8 protein-coding genes and 1 pseudogene are annotated in these 15,900 nt (G+C 65.1%); 5 read left to right on the top strand and 4 right to left on the bottom strand.

All coding sequences use genetic code 11. From position 1 onward, the window contains the following. The first annotated feature begins 15 nt into the window (after positions 1 to 15). A complete protein-coding gene (locus tag GEV43_RS17445; RefSeq protein ID WP_160821620.1) occupies positions 16 to 648 on the top strand; it encodes a pilin in 633 nt (210 codons plus the stop codon). A 342-nt stretch (positions 649 to 990) separates the two neighbouring features. Here GEV43_RS17445 and GEV43_RS17440 read toward each other — a convergent pair whose 3' ends face one another. Then, positions 991 to 1,479: a hypothetical protein gene (locus GEV43_RS17440; RefSeq protein ID WP_160821619.1), complete on the bottom strand. Its 489-nt coding sequence runs from the start codon at positions 1,477 to 1,479 to the stop codon at positions 991 to 993. Between the two features lie 685 nt (positions 1,480 to 2,164). Here GEV43_RS17440 and GEV43_RS17435 point away from each other — a divergent pair. The 4 genes and pseudogenes from GEV43_RS17435 (at position 2,165) to GEV43_RS17420 (ending at position 4,404) form a co-directional block, all read left to right on the top strand. Further along, on the top strand, positions 2,165 to 3,142 hold the full coding sequence (locus tag GEV43_RS17435) for a PrgI family protein (protein WP_160821618.1): 978 nt from the start codon (positions 2,165 to 2,167) through the stop codon (positions 3,140 to 3,142). Continuing rightward, positions 3,139 to 3,564 carry a hypothetical protein gene (locus GEV43_RS17430; protein ID WP_160821617.1) on the top strand — a complete coding sequence of 142 codons (426 nt, stop codon included), beginning with the start codon at positions 3,139 to 3,141 and terminating at the stop codon, positions 3,562 to 3,564. Before GEV43_RS17435 ends, GEV43_RS17430 begins: the two co-directional genes overlap by 4 nt. A gap of 152 nt (positions 3,565 to 3,716) precedes the next feature. Further along, positions 3,717 to 3,974 (top strand): annotated as a pseudogene (locus GEV43_RS17425) (IS630 family transposase); the annotation flags it as partial. Between the two features lie 154 nt (positions 3,975 to 4,128). Next, positions 4,129 to 4,404, top strand: coding sequence for a hypothetical protein (locus GEV43_RS17420; RefSeq protein ID WP_160821616.1), 276 nt, complete (start codon positions 4,129 to 4,131; stop codon positions 4,402 to 4,404). 66 nt (positions 4,405 to 4,470) lie between these two features. Here the strand turns inward: GEV43_RS17420 and GEV43_RS17415 are convergent, their stop codons facing one another. The 3 genes from GEV43_RS17415 to GEV43_RS54930 all read right to left on the bottom strand — a co-directional run bounded on the left by GEV43_RS17415 (position 4,471) and on the right by GEV43_RS54930 (position 15,711). Further along, positions 4,471 to 4,938, bottom strand: coding sequence for an SUKH-3 domain-containing protein (locus GEV43_RS17415; protein ID WP_160821615.1), 468 nt, complete (start codon positions 4,936 to 4,938; stop codon positions 4,471 to 4,473). Between the two features lie 5 nt (positions 4,939 to 4,943). After that, a complete protein-coding gene (locus tag GEV43_RS54935) occupies positions 4,944 to 12,119 on the bottom strand; it encodes an RHS repeat-associated core domain-containing protein (protein WP_160821614.1) in 7,176 nt (2,391 codons plus the stop codon). A 133-nt stretch (positions 12,120 to 12,252) separates the two neighbouring features. After that, the gene (locus tag GEV43_RS54930; protein ID WP_160821613.1) at positions 12,253 to 15,711 is read right to left on the bottom strand and encodes a LamG-like jellyroll fold domain-containing protein; all 3,459 of its coding nucleotides are present in this window, start codon (positions 15,709 to 15,711) and stop codon (positions 12,253 to 12,255) included. Between the last annotated feature and the right edge of the window lie 189 nt (positions 15,712 to 15,900).

Raw genomic sequence — 15,900 nt, 5'->3', positions numbered from 1 at the left:
TTGGAGGGCTCCTTGGTGAGCATCCGCTCGTTGTCCGGTTTCCTTGCGTCCCGCTCGGTGTTCCGCCGGTCCCGCGTGAGCAAGACTCGCCTGGTCGCCGCTGTCCTGGTGGGCTGTGTGGGTCTTCTGCTGTTCACCGCGGTGGTGGCGGTCACGCTGACCTCGGCGGCACAGGCCGGCGACGGACTCCCCGTGCTGGCTGGCAACGCGCGGCTTGAGCAGGTCATCGGCCATCTCCGGAACGTCATCGTCGGTCTGCTGGTCGCGCTGGCCACGCTGTTCGCCACCATCGGCGGGGCCCGTTACCTGCTGGCCGGAGGCGACCCCGGCGAGGCCGAGGCCGGAAAACGCACCCTGCGCAACGCCGCGATCGGTACGGCATCGCGGCTTTGGCTCCGGCGCTGGTGCAAATCCTGCAATACGTCGTCGGAACCTGACCATGCGCGCCTTCCCTACGAGGGTCTCGCGCGTGGCGTTCGCGATCGGTGTTGCTCTGGTGATCGGCGCCTGCGTGATGAGCTCGGCACAGCTTGCTGCGGCTGCCGAGCCGCCGCCCCAGCCTTCGCCCTCTCCGGCGCCGAGCGTCACCTCGTCCCCAATCGCGCCGGCAACGCCCTCGGGATCTCCAAGCGTGGTGCCATCCGGTAGCCCATCCGAGACGCCGTCCACCGCACCGAGCGGTACCGACACCGGCGGCGGAGCCACGACCGGAGGAGACGGCAGGACGAATGCGGCTGGGGCGATATCGGTTGTAAGGCCAAGCAAGCCATCACGGGATGGTTCCAGGCCCTGGCCGGCGGCGCTCTCAAGCCGGTGATGGGCACGCTGGCAGCTACGCAGTTCTCAACGCCTGAGATCGGGTCGGCGCCGATGAAGGGAGCCGAACAGATCTGGCTCACGTCGCTGACGATCGCCGACACCAGTTTCGTGCTGCTGGTCACAGTCGCCGGCGTGCTGCTGATGGCCGGGCAGACCTTCGCGGGCGAGACTTCACCGAGTCAGGTCATCCCCCGTCTGATCGTGGCGTTCATCGCGATGAACACCAGCCTCATCTGGATCGGCTACGGCATCCGGTTCGCCAACGGCCTCGCCACCGCGATCCTGGCGAACGGCACCGACAAGATCGACCCTGACCAGGCCGGACGGGTCCTCGCCGAAGGCATAGAAGCCTCCATCAATACCGGCGGCGCCTTTTACACCATCGTCTCGCTGATCACCGTGACCCTCGCGGCGATCCTGCTGTTCGGGTACGTGATGCGCCTGGCCATCATCATGGTCCTGGTCGGATTGGCTCCGGTCGCGCTGATGTTCCACGCTCTGGCGCTGACGGACGGTTTGGCGCGGCTGTGGTGGCGCGGGATCACCGGCACGCTCGCGATCCAGGTCTGCCAGTCGTTCGTGTTCATCTCCGCACTGCGCCTGCTGCTGTCCCAGCACAGCGACAACAACCACTTCTTCCTCGGCGTCCCCACCGAGCAAGCCGAACTGGTCGATCTACTGCTGGTCATCGCGCTTCTGTACATGCTGATCCGCATTCCTCGTTGGGTCGCGCGGACGGTGTGGCAGCCCGCGCAGCCGCGCATGCTCCGCCAACTCGTGAGAACGCTTCTGGTCTACAAGGTGTACGGAGCCGTCAACCACGCGGCCGGACGAGTCCTTCGCAGCGGGAAGAACTCGCGCGCTGCGTCCGGGAGCACGGGAACCGGCCGTCCTCCCCCGGGCCCCGGGGGCAGGGGCACCGGCGCAACGGCCCGCACCGTGGGCCCCATGGCGGCAGCCCGAACGGCGGGCCCGGCCCCTAACCCGATCACGGCAACGCCCACCGACCCCGTCCCGGCGACCGGCACGGTGGCGACCATCGGCACCGGCGACACCACACCCCCAATCCCGCGCCCCGCGACGGCCATCACACGCCAGGACACACGGGTACCGGCACGCCCCATAGGCCGGGCCATGACGCCGGCTCACGGGCGACCCGACGGCCCCGCCCGCCTGAACCGCCCGGCCCCGGCCGGACACCCGGCGGCGGACGCACACAGCCGCCCGTCCCGACTCAACCACCGGCCCGCCCCTACCGGCGTGCCGACCACCCGCGCCGCCCAACGCCGCACACGCGCGTGCGTCTTGATCCGCCACGTCGCAGCCGTTATGGCAGGAGAAACCGTTGAACGACGACTACGAGCCGCTGTCGGCGCGCATCCCGGCCGACGTCGAGCAGCCCGACAAGATCATGTACGGGCTTACCGGGCGCCAGCTCGCCATCCTTGGCATCACCGCCCTGCTGACGGTGTCGGTCTTCATGGCCGCCGCGCCGGTTCTCCCGGTCGCAGTCGTCGTCGCGGTGTGCCTTCCGCTGGTGGCCGCCGGGTGCTCGCTGGCGCTCGGCCGCCACGACGGCATGGCCCTGGACCGCTTCGCGCTCGCCGCGCTCGACCACTTTCGCCGCCGCCGGACGCTGGTCGCCGCCCCCGAAGGCGTTACGAAGCCTCCGGCGTGGTGCCGGGTGCGCGGCAGGCTCCCCGGCCCGTTGCGGTTTCCCGTGCGCGCCATCCGTCAAGACGGCGTCATGGAGTTGGACGGCGGTGCGACGGCCGCACTCGTCCGGGCGGGAACGATCTCCCTTGGGCTCCGCACCGCCGCTGAACAGGCCGCACTCGTGGGTTTCTTCGGCCGCTGGCTCAACTCCCTCGAAACGCCCGTTCAAATCGTCGTCCAGGCGCGGCCGGTCGACCTCTCCGGATTCACCGAGCGCGTAGCCGAGGCCGCATCGCGGTTGCCGCATCCGGCGTTGCGGCAAGCGGCCGAAGGCCACGCCGCGTACCTCGACGAACTGGACGCGTCCCGGAATCTGCTGACGCGTGAGGTGCTGATCGTCCTGCGCGACCAGCCGATTCCGGGCTCGCCCGGGGCCGGACGGCGAGGCCGGGGGCGCGAGGCGAGCGCCGCGATCGTCTCGCGCCGCGCCATCGACACCGTCCGCTCCTTGAGCGGTTTCGGGATCAGCGCCGAGGCGCTGGGCGCCGACGAGTGTGTCCGCGTGCTGTCCGAGGCGATGTCGCGCGGCGAGGCGCGGCCCGTCCCGTCCGCCGATCTCGACCAGCCCATCAGCAGCCAGTTCCCGACCGAGGAGCCTCAGCCATGACCGGATTCCACGGACGTCCCGAGCAGTACGACCACACCGGCCTGGTCACCGGGCTGCGCACGGCCGCCCGGGGATTCTGCGACGAGTTCGCCGCGGTCGAGTCGTTGATCGCACACCGGTTCTGGCTCACCCGCGCCGACTTCCGCGACCGCTTCGTCCGCACCGGCGCCACCCCACGAGAAGCGAACGAGCCCCCAGCGGCATGGGTGAACTGGATAGGCGCCGCCACTGCTCTGAAGCTCGGATGGCTGGAGTGCTCATCCGACGAGGCCGCCCTCTTGCACATCGCCATCGCCCTGGCGACCAGCGGTCCGTTCCCCACAGCCGCGCTGTCCAGCCTCGACCGCGACAGCCTCGTCAAGGTCCTGACCGCGACCGCCCACGCCGACGGCTACTCCGATGTCCGCGTGGAGATCCGATGAGCGCGCCTACTCGCCCTTCGCTGGCCCGCACCGTCCTTTCACGGATCGCGGGCGCCGCCCCGCCTGCCGCGGAAGACAGCGGCGAGGGGAGATCCGTCGGCCTGGACGATCTGCTCGCGCCGTCCGCGCTGCGGATCAACGCGGCGTCTCTCGACCCCCGCATCACCCTGCACTTCACCCCGACCTCCTGCTCGTGGCTGAACCTGGTCGAGGTCTTCTTCGGCATCATCACCCGCCAGGCCATCCGCCGCGGCACCTTCACCTCGGTCACCGACCTGGTCGACGCCATCCGCCGCTTCATCGACGCCTACAACCAGCGCTGCGAACCGTTCACCTGGGCCAAGACCGCCGACGAAATCCTCGAACACGCCACCCCACACCGTCCAAAGACTTCATTCACGCGACACTAGTTACCGGCTGAGCTCCGGAAATAGGTACGACATCAGCTGTGAGGGTCGGGATCATCAGTAATCATTCACCTTGCTGCCCGAGGTGCAATCTCGGAGCCGTCTTCGGCCACGGCCCCGTAGCCGCTCTGAAGAGGCGGCCCGTAGGTTAGCGGGTGTGAGCGGTTATGACTTGATCGCATATGCCGGGAACGTGGAGGAAGTGGTGTTGATGCGTGCCTTCGCCGGGCGCCAGGGCGGATTCTTCGTGGACGTCGGTGCCGGCGAGCCCGTCAGTGGTTCGCTCACCAAGAACCTGGTGGACCGTCGGGGCTGGCGCGGAATCAGCATCGAGCCGCTGCCTGAGCGTCACGCGCGTCTCACGCGGGCCCGGCCGGACGACGTGTGCCTGCGGGTGGCCGTGGGTGCCGAGCCGGGCACCGTGAGGTTCTGAATCCTCAGCCGAGAGGGTGTTGTTCTCTGAAGAACCCAAGTTCATCAAGGCTGCCGCGCATCCTTATCACTGAAGCGTCCACTCGCCCAATGAAATTGGTCGGATCCCAGCCCTCATCATCGAGAACATCGCATTGCGATCTTCCCCATATCGATAGACCGAGGAATCGAACCCTGCATAGAACCTTCCGTCGCTTCCCGAGTACACGGTCAGATGGAAGCTGTCCACGCCGATCGGGAACAGGGGGGTGTCAGCCACCTCTGTGCATCGGCGAGCCACTTCTGCATCACGGGTGGTACAGACCGCGGACGGATCGAAATGCGTCCAACTTGAGATCCTCTCCCCCGCGATAACGAGGGCTGGGAGGTGGTCGATCTTTAGGCCAAGATATTCGCCCAAGAATTTCCTTGCCTCCTCATGACAGGCGAAGCCGACACACTCCAGACCTGCCACCATGGCATTCGTCTCACGGCGAAACCCAGCCGCCTCCCAGCCACACGAGCTAAGGAATTTATCCAGCTCCGACTCGCGCATCCTTTTCACCTCGATAGGTCCGTCGCTCCACGCCGAACAAGAACACTCTGACAGGATAGGCACGCCGCTTCTGGGGCACCCGTGGCACTGCGAACGGTCAGGAACTCGATGTCACTCAACCGTAGCGAGCGCTCGACTTGATCTTCAAAATCGGCTCCATATTCGGCGACCAGAGCATTGCAGGCCCGGATCTCGGCACAGTTATCGGCTCCGCGGCCAGCGATCTGCCCACCATCCGCGAGAGCGGAATCAATCTCGGGTTCGAAATAGGCGGGGCGGGACGAATGACCAGAGTGACCAGTGGAAACCATATCCGTACCCCGGAACCGAGCTGCTGCGCTCATTGTTGCGTCCGCGGGCGCCGACCGCGCTGCTGCTCTAGCCTCAGGTCCGCAGTTGTGAACCAGGACTGGGGTGGCCCCCGCCAGCACATAGTACGTGTGCTCGTCGGCGATGGTGAGGTTGTGGACGCGTTGGTGGCGGGTGCTCCAGTGTTTGGTTTCGGTGACCTGGACGTAGGTGCCAGCGCTGGTGCGGAGCCACATGCCTGGCTTGAGATCGGTGGCTTTGACCCAGGTGTTGAGGTTGCCAGCGACCCAGAAGGGGTGGGCGTCTGTGGCGATGATCACGCCACTGTTGGCGGTCTTGTGGGTGCGGATGAGTGTTCCGCTGTTTTTAGGTTCTTTTCCGGTGGTCCAGTGGGGACGGGGTGCGTCGGTGTCGACGCTGATCTGTACGAGGTTTTTGTCGCCCTTGCTGGTGATGGTGGCCAGGACTGGTTTGGCTTGGGTTGTCCCGGTCTCGGGATCGGTGGCCAGGACTTGGTCGCCGACGTTGACGTTTTCTATGGGTTTGTGGCTGCCGTCGGCCATCAGTACGGCGGTGCCGGGCAGGAAGCTGCTGCAGGGTGGTGCGCTGCGTGGGGAGGCGCCGAGTGGTCGTCGTTGAAGGATCTTTCTGGTTGCGCCGAGAACCTTTTCAATTTTGCGCGCAGAACGAAGGCCTTTGAGACCGCGGAGGGCGCGGGCTGCTCCCACGCCGGCGGCGCCGGGGGTGGGGGGCCCGAGGATTTCTCCGGCGGCTTTGGCGATTTTGTAGGTTTTGCTGTTGACGTCGCCGCCGGCGGGGATGTGAACGTCGGTTTCTTCGGCGGCCTTCTTCTCAGCGTTGTTGGCTGATCCGCATGCTGCGCCGCTGCCGAGCCCGCCCGCGCAGGACAGTTGAGAGCCGAAGGCCAGCAGGCCCCATTGGACCTGTCGGGGTACGTCGGCGAGCGGCTGGATGATGGATTTCGCGGCTCCGTCGAGGTAGCCGTTAAAGGCGTTCTTGAAGTGGCAGAGGCCGCTGCATTTTGGTTTGGTCGGCGGTGCTCCCCCGCCCCCGCCGCCTCCTCCTCCGCCACCGCCTCCTCCTCCGCCACCACCGCCACCGCCGCGCATGCTGGATGGGAACCAGCCGCAGCGGGGGTCGCAGGGCATGAGGCCGTCGGGGTCGGACAGGGTGGTGGGGTTGTTGTTGGCGTAGGTGTAGCCGTTCATCTGCTGGGGGTCGCCCTGATTGAGGATGGGGTCGACGGAGATGAAGCGGCCGGTGCCGGGGTCGTACTCGCGGGCGCCGAGGTGGGTGAGGCCGACGCTGGTGTCGTTGATGCCCCCGACGAAGCCGTGTTCGTCGCCGGCAGGCCAGGTGCTTCTGGTGGCGCGTATGCCGCCGAAGGGGGTGTAGCGGCGCTGGCTTGAGGTGCCGTCGGCGGAGTTGATCGCGAGTTGGGCGGTGCCTTGAGTGTCGTTGGCCAGGAAAGTGACACCTGCGCTAGTACGCAGCGCGATGGTCTGGTCGTCGACGTTGTAGTAGCGGGTGGCCTTGGGGGTGGTGGTGCCCTTGTCCAGGCGTAGTTCCATGCCGGGCAAGTAGAGAGTGGTGCCGCCTGGGTCGCGGCGGATCAGGCGGTCGCCTTCGGCGTTGTAGGCGTAGCTGGTGTCGCCTTGGGGGTCGGTGACCTTGTTGAGTTCGCCGTCCACGCCCCAGATGAACTTCGTGTCGCCGGAACCGGTGGTGCGGCTGGTGGTGTTGCCGGTGGCGTCGTAGCCGTAGGTTTCGGTGTGGGCGCCCTGCCCGGTCTGGGTTAGGCCGGCGAGTTGGTGGCCGCGGTATTTGGGGTCGACGCCTTCGCCGTTGGCGTAGGAGTAGCTTCGGGTGGACAGGACTTGGTCGCCAGAGCCGTATTGGGTTTCGCCCTTGCGGTTGCCGGTCTCGTCGTAGGTGTAGGCCAGGCGGTAGGGGGCGGGGCCGCCGAGTGTGGTTCCGTGCGGGTCGGCGGCGCAGGCCGGTTCGCCGGTCGTGGGCGTTTGCTGGGTCCAGGCGTCGGTCAGGCGTTGCAGGTCGTCATATTTGAAGCATTGGTTGTCGGTGCCGTCGCGGGAGGTTTCGGTGATCTGGCTGAGGTTGCCGCTGTCTTGGTAGGCGTAGGTGGCATTGCGGTCGATGCCGGCTTGGCCGTCGTGAACGGTGGTGGATGTTCTGAGGCGTTGGGTGCCTGGCTCGTAGGTGTAGGTCAGGCTGGTCTTCTTGCCGGTGTCGCTGGTGGCCAGTTGCTGGCCGATGAGCTTGCCGGTCTTGGTGTAGTCGGTGCCGATCAGGTAGTTGGACAGGTTGCTGGCGGCTTTGGTGATCGAGCCGACGTCGTTGTAGGTGTAGGTGAGCGTTTCGCCGCCCAGGCCGCCCGCAGCGGGTGAGCCGGTGTATCTGACAGAGCCGTCGGGGTTGTAGGCGGTGGTGAAGGTGTAGCCGTTGGCCGCGGCGAGGGGCGCCTCGGCGGCGGGCAGGCCATTGAGTTTGGTGGTGGTGCTGGTGGGGCGGTTGAGGTTGTCGTAAAAGTTGATCTTGGTGGTGTAGGTGGCAGTGCCGTCGTAGCGGGCGGAGCCGGTCAGCTGGCCTTTGCGGACGGTGTCGTAGGTCCAGTCGGCGAGTTTGGTGCCGGTTGCCGATCCGGCGCGCTGTTCGATCTTGCGACCGAGGTTGTCGTAGATGACGGCGATTTTGTCGCCGTTGGCGTTCTCGGTGAGGGCGAGCCGGTCCAGGTCGTCGTAGGCGTACTCGCTGGTGCCCTTGTCGGGGTCGTCTTGGGTGATCTTGCGGCCGCGGATGTCGTAGCCGTAGGTCCAGGTGTGGCCGCCGTGGGCTTTGACCTGGGCGAGTTGGCCGACGCGGTTGTAGTTGTAGGTGGTGGTCGCGTACGCGCCCGGTCCTGCGGCTCGGTGCTGGCGCAGTTCGGTGGTGCGGCCGAGCGCGTCGGTCACGGTGGTGGTCGGCGTGCCGCCCCGGGGTGGGGTGACGGTGACGCGGTCACCGCCGTAGCTGTAGCTGGTGCGCCATCGTTCTTGGGCGTCGCTGTTGCCGACCAGGAGCTTCTCGGCGGTGGTGCGGCCAAGCCCGTCGTAGTCGTAGACGGTCTGGGTCTCGACGGCCCCGGTTTTGTCGATGCCGAACAGGGTGGTGGTGGGGGCGTCGTCGGCGTAGTAGGCCTCGTAGGTTCGGTCGACCATGCCCAGCGGGTTGTAGAAGGTATCACTGATCAGTCTGCCGCCGCCGGGAGCCAACTCCTGGGTTTGGCGGGGACGCAACCAGCCGTCGAACAACTCGTAGGAGTCGTCTTGTTCTGCCTTGCTGTTCAGCTTCTTGGTCTGAATGGCGACGATCTGGTTGGGGACCAGAATGTATTGGTATTCCCGGTCGGGTGTCTGGTTGAGGGTGCGGTTGGGGCTCCAGATCTTGTGGACGCGTCCGAGGGGATCGTAGGCGGTCACGGTGCTTTTGCCGCCAGCGTCGGTCTCCTTGGTGGGCTGGCCCCAGGCGGGTTCGTACTCGGTCGTGGTGGTCAGCGCGGTGGTGGCGTCGCTGCGTTTGGCCGGAGGGCTGGTGACCGTCGATTTGGTCGTCAAGCCCTGCGTGTCAACGTAGGTCGTGGTCGTGGTGGCCTCGACCGGGGTGCTGGTGGTGTTGTCGACGGTGGTGGCGGTGAGCGGACGCCCGTAGGCGTCGAAGGTGGTCTTGGCCGAAGGCACGTACTTCACCGTTGAGGGCGTGGTCCCCGTGGCGGCGACCTTGTCGACCTGGGTGATGTCGCCCCGTGTCGGCGCGGCTTTGAAGGTTCCCTTGTCGAAGTAGTTGCGAACGTCGGAGACCAGTTGCTTGGTGTAGTCGACGTCCTCCCCGCACTTGGCGGCTACGGTCTGTACTTGGGCGGGGACGCCGAGGATTCCCAGCGTGGTGTTGTGCAGCAGTGTTGTGGTGGTGCAGCGGTCGTCGTTGGTGGTGTTGGGGTCGGCGTCCCCCAGGTTCTCAACTTGGACGGGTTGGCCGGTGCGGTCGTCGAATTCCTTGTTGAGCACCTTGGTTTCGCGCCAGCGGTCACCGTCTAGGGCGGTGAGTGTACGGGCGGTGTTGAACCCGACGAAGTTGGCGGTGACGGTTCCCCAGGAACGGGTGCGGGAAGCGGTCTGCTTATGCCACGGCGATTGGATGGTCTTGCTGGCCACAGGACCGCCGGGCTTGGTGTAGCTGACGGTGCGGACCTCGAAGCCTTGGAGGGACTCGTGGTCCTGGTAGGTGCCGCCTTCACCGTCGGCGATGGCGACGGTCTTGGTTCCGCCGTCCTTGCCGGCGCGGTCGCCGTGCATGCCCTGCATGTACCAGTGGTCGGCTTGGGTGGGTGTGCCGTTGGGGTTGCGGGTGGTGACCCGGACCTTGCTGAATCCGTGCCATTGCGCCCAGGTCTTGTACTTCTCCGGGGTCAGGCCGTCATCATCGTCGAAGTGCCATGCGGGTTGCCCGATGCCGTAGTCGTAGTCGGTGACCATGTCCGGTGCTTTGCCGGTGAGGTCGGTTTGAACGGTCTGTTCGACGGCGTACTTGTGGAACCAGTCCAGCGCGGGTTTATCACCGTTGGTGCCGTTGTCCCAGTAGGTGGGGAAACATCGGCGGTGGTTGTCAGTGATGCTGGGCGTGTTACTGGTGGTGCAGTCTTCGGCGGTGTAGTTCACGTCCAGGACGCCACCGGTCTCGTTGTAGACGGTGGCCACACGGTTCTTGATAAACGGTCCGAGATTGTCGCCCAGTTTGTCGACCCTATTGGGGAGCTGCTTGTAGACGAACGAGACCGGTGGCATGTTCACTGGTTTCGCGTCGCCGGTGGTGGCTTCGCCGGTGTGGACAATCGATTCCAGCAGGAGTTGACGGTCAATGTCGGCCATGCCCCAGGCGTGGTTGAGCTTCCAGGAGTCAACCGGGCGATATCCGGAACCGTCGGGCTTGATGATGCTGGTGGTGACCTTGGTCAGGCGTTTGCGGGACCAGAAGGTGGGGCTGAGGGTGCCCTTGCCTTCCTTGCATGTGGTTCCGGGGTTGCAGTTGAGGTCCCAGGGCACATCCCACCAGTAGTCCGGGTGGTCTTTGATGTTTGTCGGATCGCAGTCGGAGGCGGTGTCGCGGATGCAGCGCTCGGAAACCTCAAAGTCGACGCGCGCGGGGGCCTTGTCGGGGAAGAGGTTGTCGCTGCGCAGGCCGTAGTTGATGTGGTCGAGCCAGCCGGCCCTGGTGTAGGGGGTGTCGTCGGCCTCTTTGAGGTTGCGGCCGTAGTGGTTGGTCTCTTTGGAGTAGTGGTAGGACATCGCGTTGCCGTGCGTGTCCACCACATAGTCCAGGTTCCATCGCCACGCTTGCTGGCACCACGAGTCGGCGAATCCCGAGTCCTTATGGCAAGGCTCGTCCTTGTTGTTGCCGTAGACCGGAGTGGTCCACGTCGAGTTCGTCTGTGGCTTGCCGTCGCTCCAGTGAGGCAATTTATTAAGTCCGAAGAAGTACTGCGTGCCTTCGGCGGTCGTGACCTTCCAGTGCTCGCCGTCGTTGTCCCCGTTGTCGGTGGCACTGCTTTTCAGTTGCTCTACGCGGGTACCGTCATCGTTCTTGAGTCGCCACGTGTTGCCGCCTGCGGAGACGAGTTCGCCGCCCTTGCCGTTGAACATCAAGGTGGCGTTGTCGTAGCCCCAGCATTGGTCGCCGGGGTAGCGGTCGTACTCGTCCTTGGCGGCACCGTCGTCCCGGCAAGACTTGTAGCGTCGCTCGATGTAGCCGGGCCACAAGTCGAATCCGTCGCCTACCCATGATGGTTGGGTGTTGGCGTTGGAAGTACGGCCATCGATGCCCGAGGAGGAGTAGCCCAGGGACAGGCTAGGTTCCAGTCCTCCCGGCACCGTGGGCGTGCGCATCTCATACGACCACGAGAAGTCACCGGTCTGCGGGCTGACCTTCCAGGCCGCTGAGGGTTGCAGGGCCGTCGCCTTGTAATCGCCCTTATCACTGGACTCGCTTGCAACAGCGGTGAAGAGGCTTCCCTGGTCCTGCGTGGCAGAGGACGGCGAGGCCGACGCTGCGGCAGTCCTGGCGGCGGCCGGGGCCGCGGTCACGTCGGCGGTGAGCGTTTGGGCCTCAGTGTCGTTGACGGTCTTGACCGGCGTGCCCTGTCGGCACTCGGCACGTTGGGGCGTGCTCAGTGCACATGACGGCAGCTGCACGAGTCGAAGCCGGGATCCGTACGAGCCGCCGAACGCCTGCGCGAACCCCGAGTAGTCGAGTCGGATGCCCAGCCTGCCTGGTTGGGGCGCGGCGCCCTGTGGGGATGAGGCGTCCATCCGTCCGACGGTGAAAAGCAATCCCTCGGTGCCGAGGCTCCTGGACTTGTCGCGCCCCAGGACACGCACCCGGACTTTAGCCGCGGGCTGCACATTGCGCTGGGCAGCGCTTCGGGACGGGATACCTGCTGGTGGGGCGACCCAGATCGGTGTTCGCCCTGCTCGCCGCGCCGGAACCGCCTGGTCCCGGCGTTGAGGCGCCGGCGGAGTTCCTGCGGGGACCTCAGCCTCGACGACAGCCGGTTTGGGCCAGTTCACCGTGGCCGCACCGGCCGGATGGGTGACCGCACGATCGCGTTGGCGTTTGCCAGCCTTGATGATATGGCCATCCACGACCTTTTCGTGGTCCACCGGCCGATAGCGCGCCGTTTCAGGTTCGGCCTGAGCGGGTGGAACCTGGAGCAGCCCCGCTGCTAGGGCCGCGGTGACGAACATGGCGGTGTACCGGGCGGCGCGTCCGGCACCATAGCGAATCAGTACCTTGCTGGGCACAATTTCCTCCATGCACGTCCCGACCCGTGACGACGGGCGTCCAGAAGCGCTTTGAACTGCGAGACCATCAAGTCAAAACGGGGTAGCGAGCGTGGACGTCGTGTCGATTCCTGCCAAGACGTCCCTGGGGTGGTCAGGTGTACAGATCGTCCTTCTCTGTGGGGTCGGAGAGCATGACTATCTGTTCCTCATCGAGCGCTCCGCGCAGGACCCACACCTCATCGAGCTGGCCGGCCCAGTTTTGCCCGCTTGGATAGGAGCCATCGAGCTTTCCTCGCCCGAGCTGGAGCGATGTGGCCGGGGAGAAAACCCGAACGCCTTCCCGGTAGGACACCGACGTGGATTCCTCGCTGCCTTCTTTCCATCCGTTCACCCACAAGGAGATCTCGGAGTCGAACCCGTCGTAAACGACGGCGATGTGATCCCAGTCTCCGGTCGGCCCGTTGTGGTAGCCGGTATGGTCGATGGTGATTTTGCTCGCATCACTCTTGTCGGCTGAGGCGACGTCGAGTACGTAGTGCTGTTTGGCGGCGTCGTAGCGCACCGCTATCGCGCTGTTATTCGCGCCGTCCATCGCCAGCACAGTCCGTGATTTCTCCGGATTTCCAGGCGTCATGACCCAGGCCGAGATGGTAAAGCTTTCGCCGCTGTTGACCACGGGAGCGTTTACCGAGGCGTAGTCGCCGTCGCCTCCCGGTAGGGCGAGGACTCCCTTGGGGCCCTGGGGTGGTGACACTGCGGCGTCGGCGTCCTCCACGACCCGGCCGGCACCGGCCAGTGTCACGGGGTTCTTGACCGTGGCCGGCGACTGGTCCGGGCTGCTGGACCCCGACTGGGTGTTGAGGTGCCAAAGTCCAGCGACCTGCGACCGGACCTTCGACATCGTGTTGACCTCGTCCGGCGTCACGACCCGGTCGTAGATCCTGAGATCATCGAGCGTCCCCTGATAGTGGAAGTTGGTCCCGTAACCGCCTTTGTACTTGAAGCGGCCGATCTGCAGCGGACCGTCGGAGGGATAGCTGTTCGGCTGCGAAGTAATTGTCGGCGCCGCGCCGTTCACATAGAGGCGGATCTCGTGGGACACATGGTCATATCCCGCGGCTAGGTGTACCCACTGGCCGAGTGGAGGCGCCGATGCAGAGATCGCCCGAATCAAGGTCGGGGTGTCCGAGGCGGCATCTTGCATATTGAATACCCACCGGTCGTAATTCGGTGAATAGTAGAGCGCAAAGGAGCTTCCCTTGGCGCCGTCTTGAGCAGTAACGACGGAGGTGTTTGTTTTGCTGCTCAGCTTGGTCCACGCCGAGACGGAGAAGCTCTTTGTAGTGTCCAGGACCTTTTGCGAGGTGGTCGCATACCCAGAACCACTCAGGATGATTGCTTTCCCTACCGCACCGGCCGCCTGATATCCGATGGTGCCACCGATGGAGGCAGGGTACCCTGGATCACCGGCGCTGTCAGAGAGTTGAGTCGAACCGTTGTCATCGTCCATCTTGAAATGTGCCCTGGGACCGGCGCCCTCGGTTACCCAAAATTGGTAGACCCCGGTCGTTGTGTTGTTGTACGCGTCCCAGACCGAGATATAGAGCTGGTTGAGTCCAGAGTGGTTCGGGAACACCGCTACCACTGCTGCGGCTCCGGGCTTGTTCTTCGCGGCAGAGGCTGTAGGGCTGGTGTTGACGGCGTAGGCGTATTTGGTCACGCGCGTGTCGAAGGCGATGTTGAAGTTCCCGTACCTGCCTACCCCCTGGGTGGGCAGAACGTCGGGATCGTCTGGGTCCAGCTCGGGGTAGTCCGTTGAGGTGATGTTCGGGGCGGGCAAAGCTTGCGGATCGTACTTGAAGTAGCACTGAGAGGGCGCTCCGGTCGAGGCCCACGGACTCCACACGCGACCGTCGTAGGCGCGAACGTCCCATCCCAGCTGCACTTTCTCCGGTACGGCTCCCGCAGGGATCTGCACCGAGAACGTGGAGCGGTGCGAGCCTGACGCGGCGTTCTTCTTGATGGCCGAGCCCGCGGGCTTCCATTGTTTGTCGGTGCCCGTGGCCGGATCGGTCCAGCGCACCACGATCTCGGCGGAGAGCTTCTCTCCCTCCACCCCGCCGGCGTCCGGGTCAGTGAGGTTGCTCGCGTACAGAGTCGGGAGCCGATTGATCAGCGCGGGAGACCCCCACTGATGGTCCGAGCACTTGCCGCCCGGGCTCAGCGACATCTGACTCGCCTTGGGCTGCGGCGGCGGGCTGTTGTAGTGGACCTGCAGGTAGCCGTTGCTGGAGAACTTCTTCCACCCGTACTGGTCGTCTTCGTGGCCTGCCTTCAAACCGAAGGTCGTGTAAGACCAGCCCTTCTTCGACGCGTCCTTGACGGCGCTGGCCACGTTGAAGCGAACCTGCCCGCCAGGGCAGGACGAGTTGTACCCCTTCGCGACGTCCTGGTAGGTCAGATAGTCGGCCCAGTTGTCCTTGGTGGAGTTCCACGTCGAAGCCGAGCCAAAGCCTGTCGTACGGTAGATATGCACCGACCGGCCGCTACAGGACGGCGCCCACGTCTCATTGATCGCAAACTCGGCGCTGATGATCTCCTTACCGACGAAAGCACTCGTCGGAATCCGGTAGAACAACCGCTTTACGTAGCTCTCAGAGCAGTACGCCCCGGCCGGCGGCAAGTCGATAGGACACCGTCCCATCCCCATCGACCCTGTGAAGTTATAATCCCGCCACCCGTTGCTGGCCACCATCAGATTCGCCGAGGACTTCGGCGTATACCACTTGGGGTCGAGGTACACAGGAAATCTCGTCTGCGGATCCGACAGCAGTCCCTTGTCCGGCTCCAGCGTCATTGTGCTACCAGCGAGACTGACCTTCATCGGCGCGACACGCGATGTGTTTCCAGGCGCCTCAGCGAGGTCCGCAGAGACCGGCATCGGATCGGGCTCGGCGGCGGCGGAGGGTCCGCTCGCTCCGCGCTTGGCCTGCGCGGTGTAGTCCCCCGGCTGAGCCGAATCCCACATCTTCGGAGTGGATGCCTCAAAAACCGTTCCGCCCGTGGCGGCGTCCTTCATTACCTGGTTACCCTCGGCGTCCATCTGGGTCTTCATGCCAGGCGACGACAGCACCAGTTGCAACTTGGCCAGCTCCGGGTTCGCGGCCGCCTCCGGGGTCTTGACCACCAGAACATGAGCAAACCCATCAGCGTCCGCACGAAGACGCAGATCCACATCCGGCAACACCGACCGGTAAACCGCAGTGTCGCCCTCCAGCACCGGTTCGGGAAGCCGGTCGGGCCATGTCAAAGACATGGTCTTGCCGGCCCGGGTCAACGACACCATCGGCGCCGTCCCACCCGCCGAAAAGCGCATATCTGTGATAGTGGCCTTAGGACTGATGCTCTCACCCGTCCGGCTCAGCCGGGTATCGATATCCATCCACGTGCCGTCCCTGATGGTCCGGACGGGCTCCAAATGCTCCCGAGCCATGAACTGACCCGCAGCGCCCGGCATCGCGAACACCTCCCGGCTTTCACCACGCCTGGCCAAAACCTCGACCGGCTGGCCGGTTCTGCGTGCCGCCGCAAGCGCCTGCGCATCGGTCACCTGCGGTACCCCGTCATCAGCCGCCGCCGACGGTATCCGCGAGGGGGTAACGCACAACAGAAGCCCCCCCAGCATCGCCAGACCGACCGTTACAGCGACCAACTTGAGCAATCGTCCGGACGGCAGCGACACCCCGAACCGCGACACCCGACCACACGAACGAAACAGGGAACGGAGAGGCACAAATGC

Source organism: Actinomadura sp. J1-007 (genome assembly GCF_009793335.1).
Classification (GTDB): Bacteria; Actinomycetota; Actinomycetes; order Streptosporangiales; family Streptosporangiaceae; genus Spirillospora; species Spirillospora yumaensis.
The sequence above is the reverse complement of the archived record's forward strand: the minus strand, read 5'-3'. Positions and strand labels throughout refer to the sequence as shown.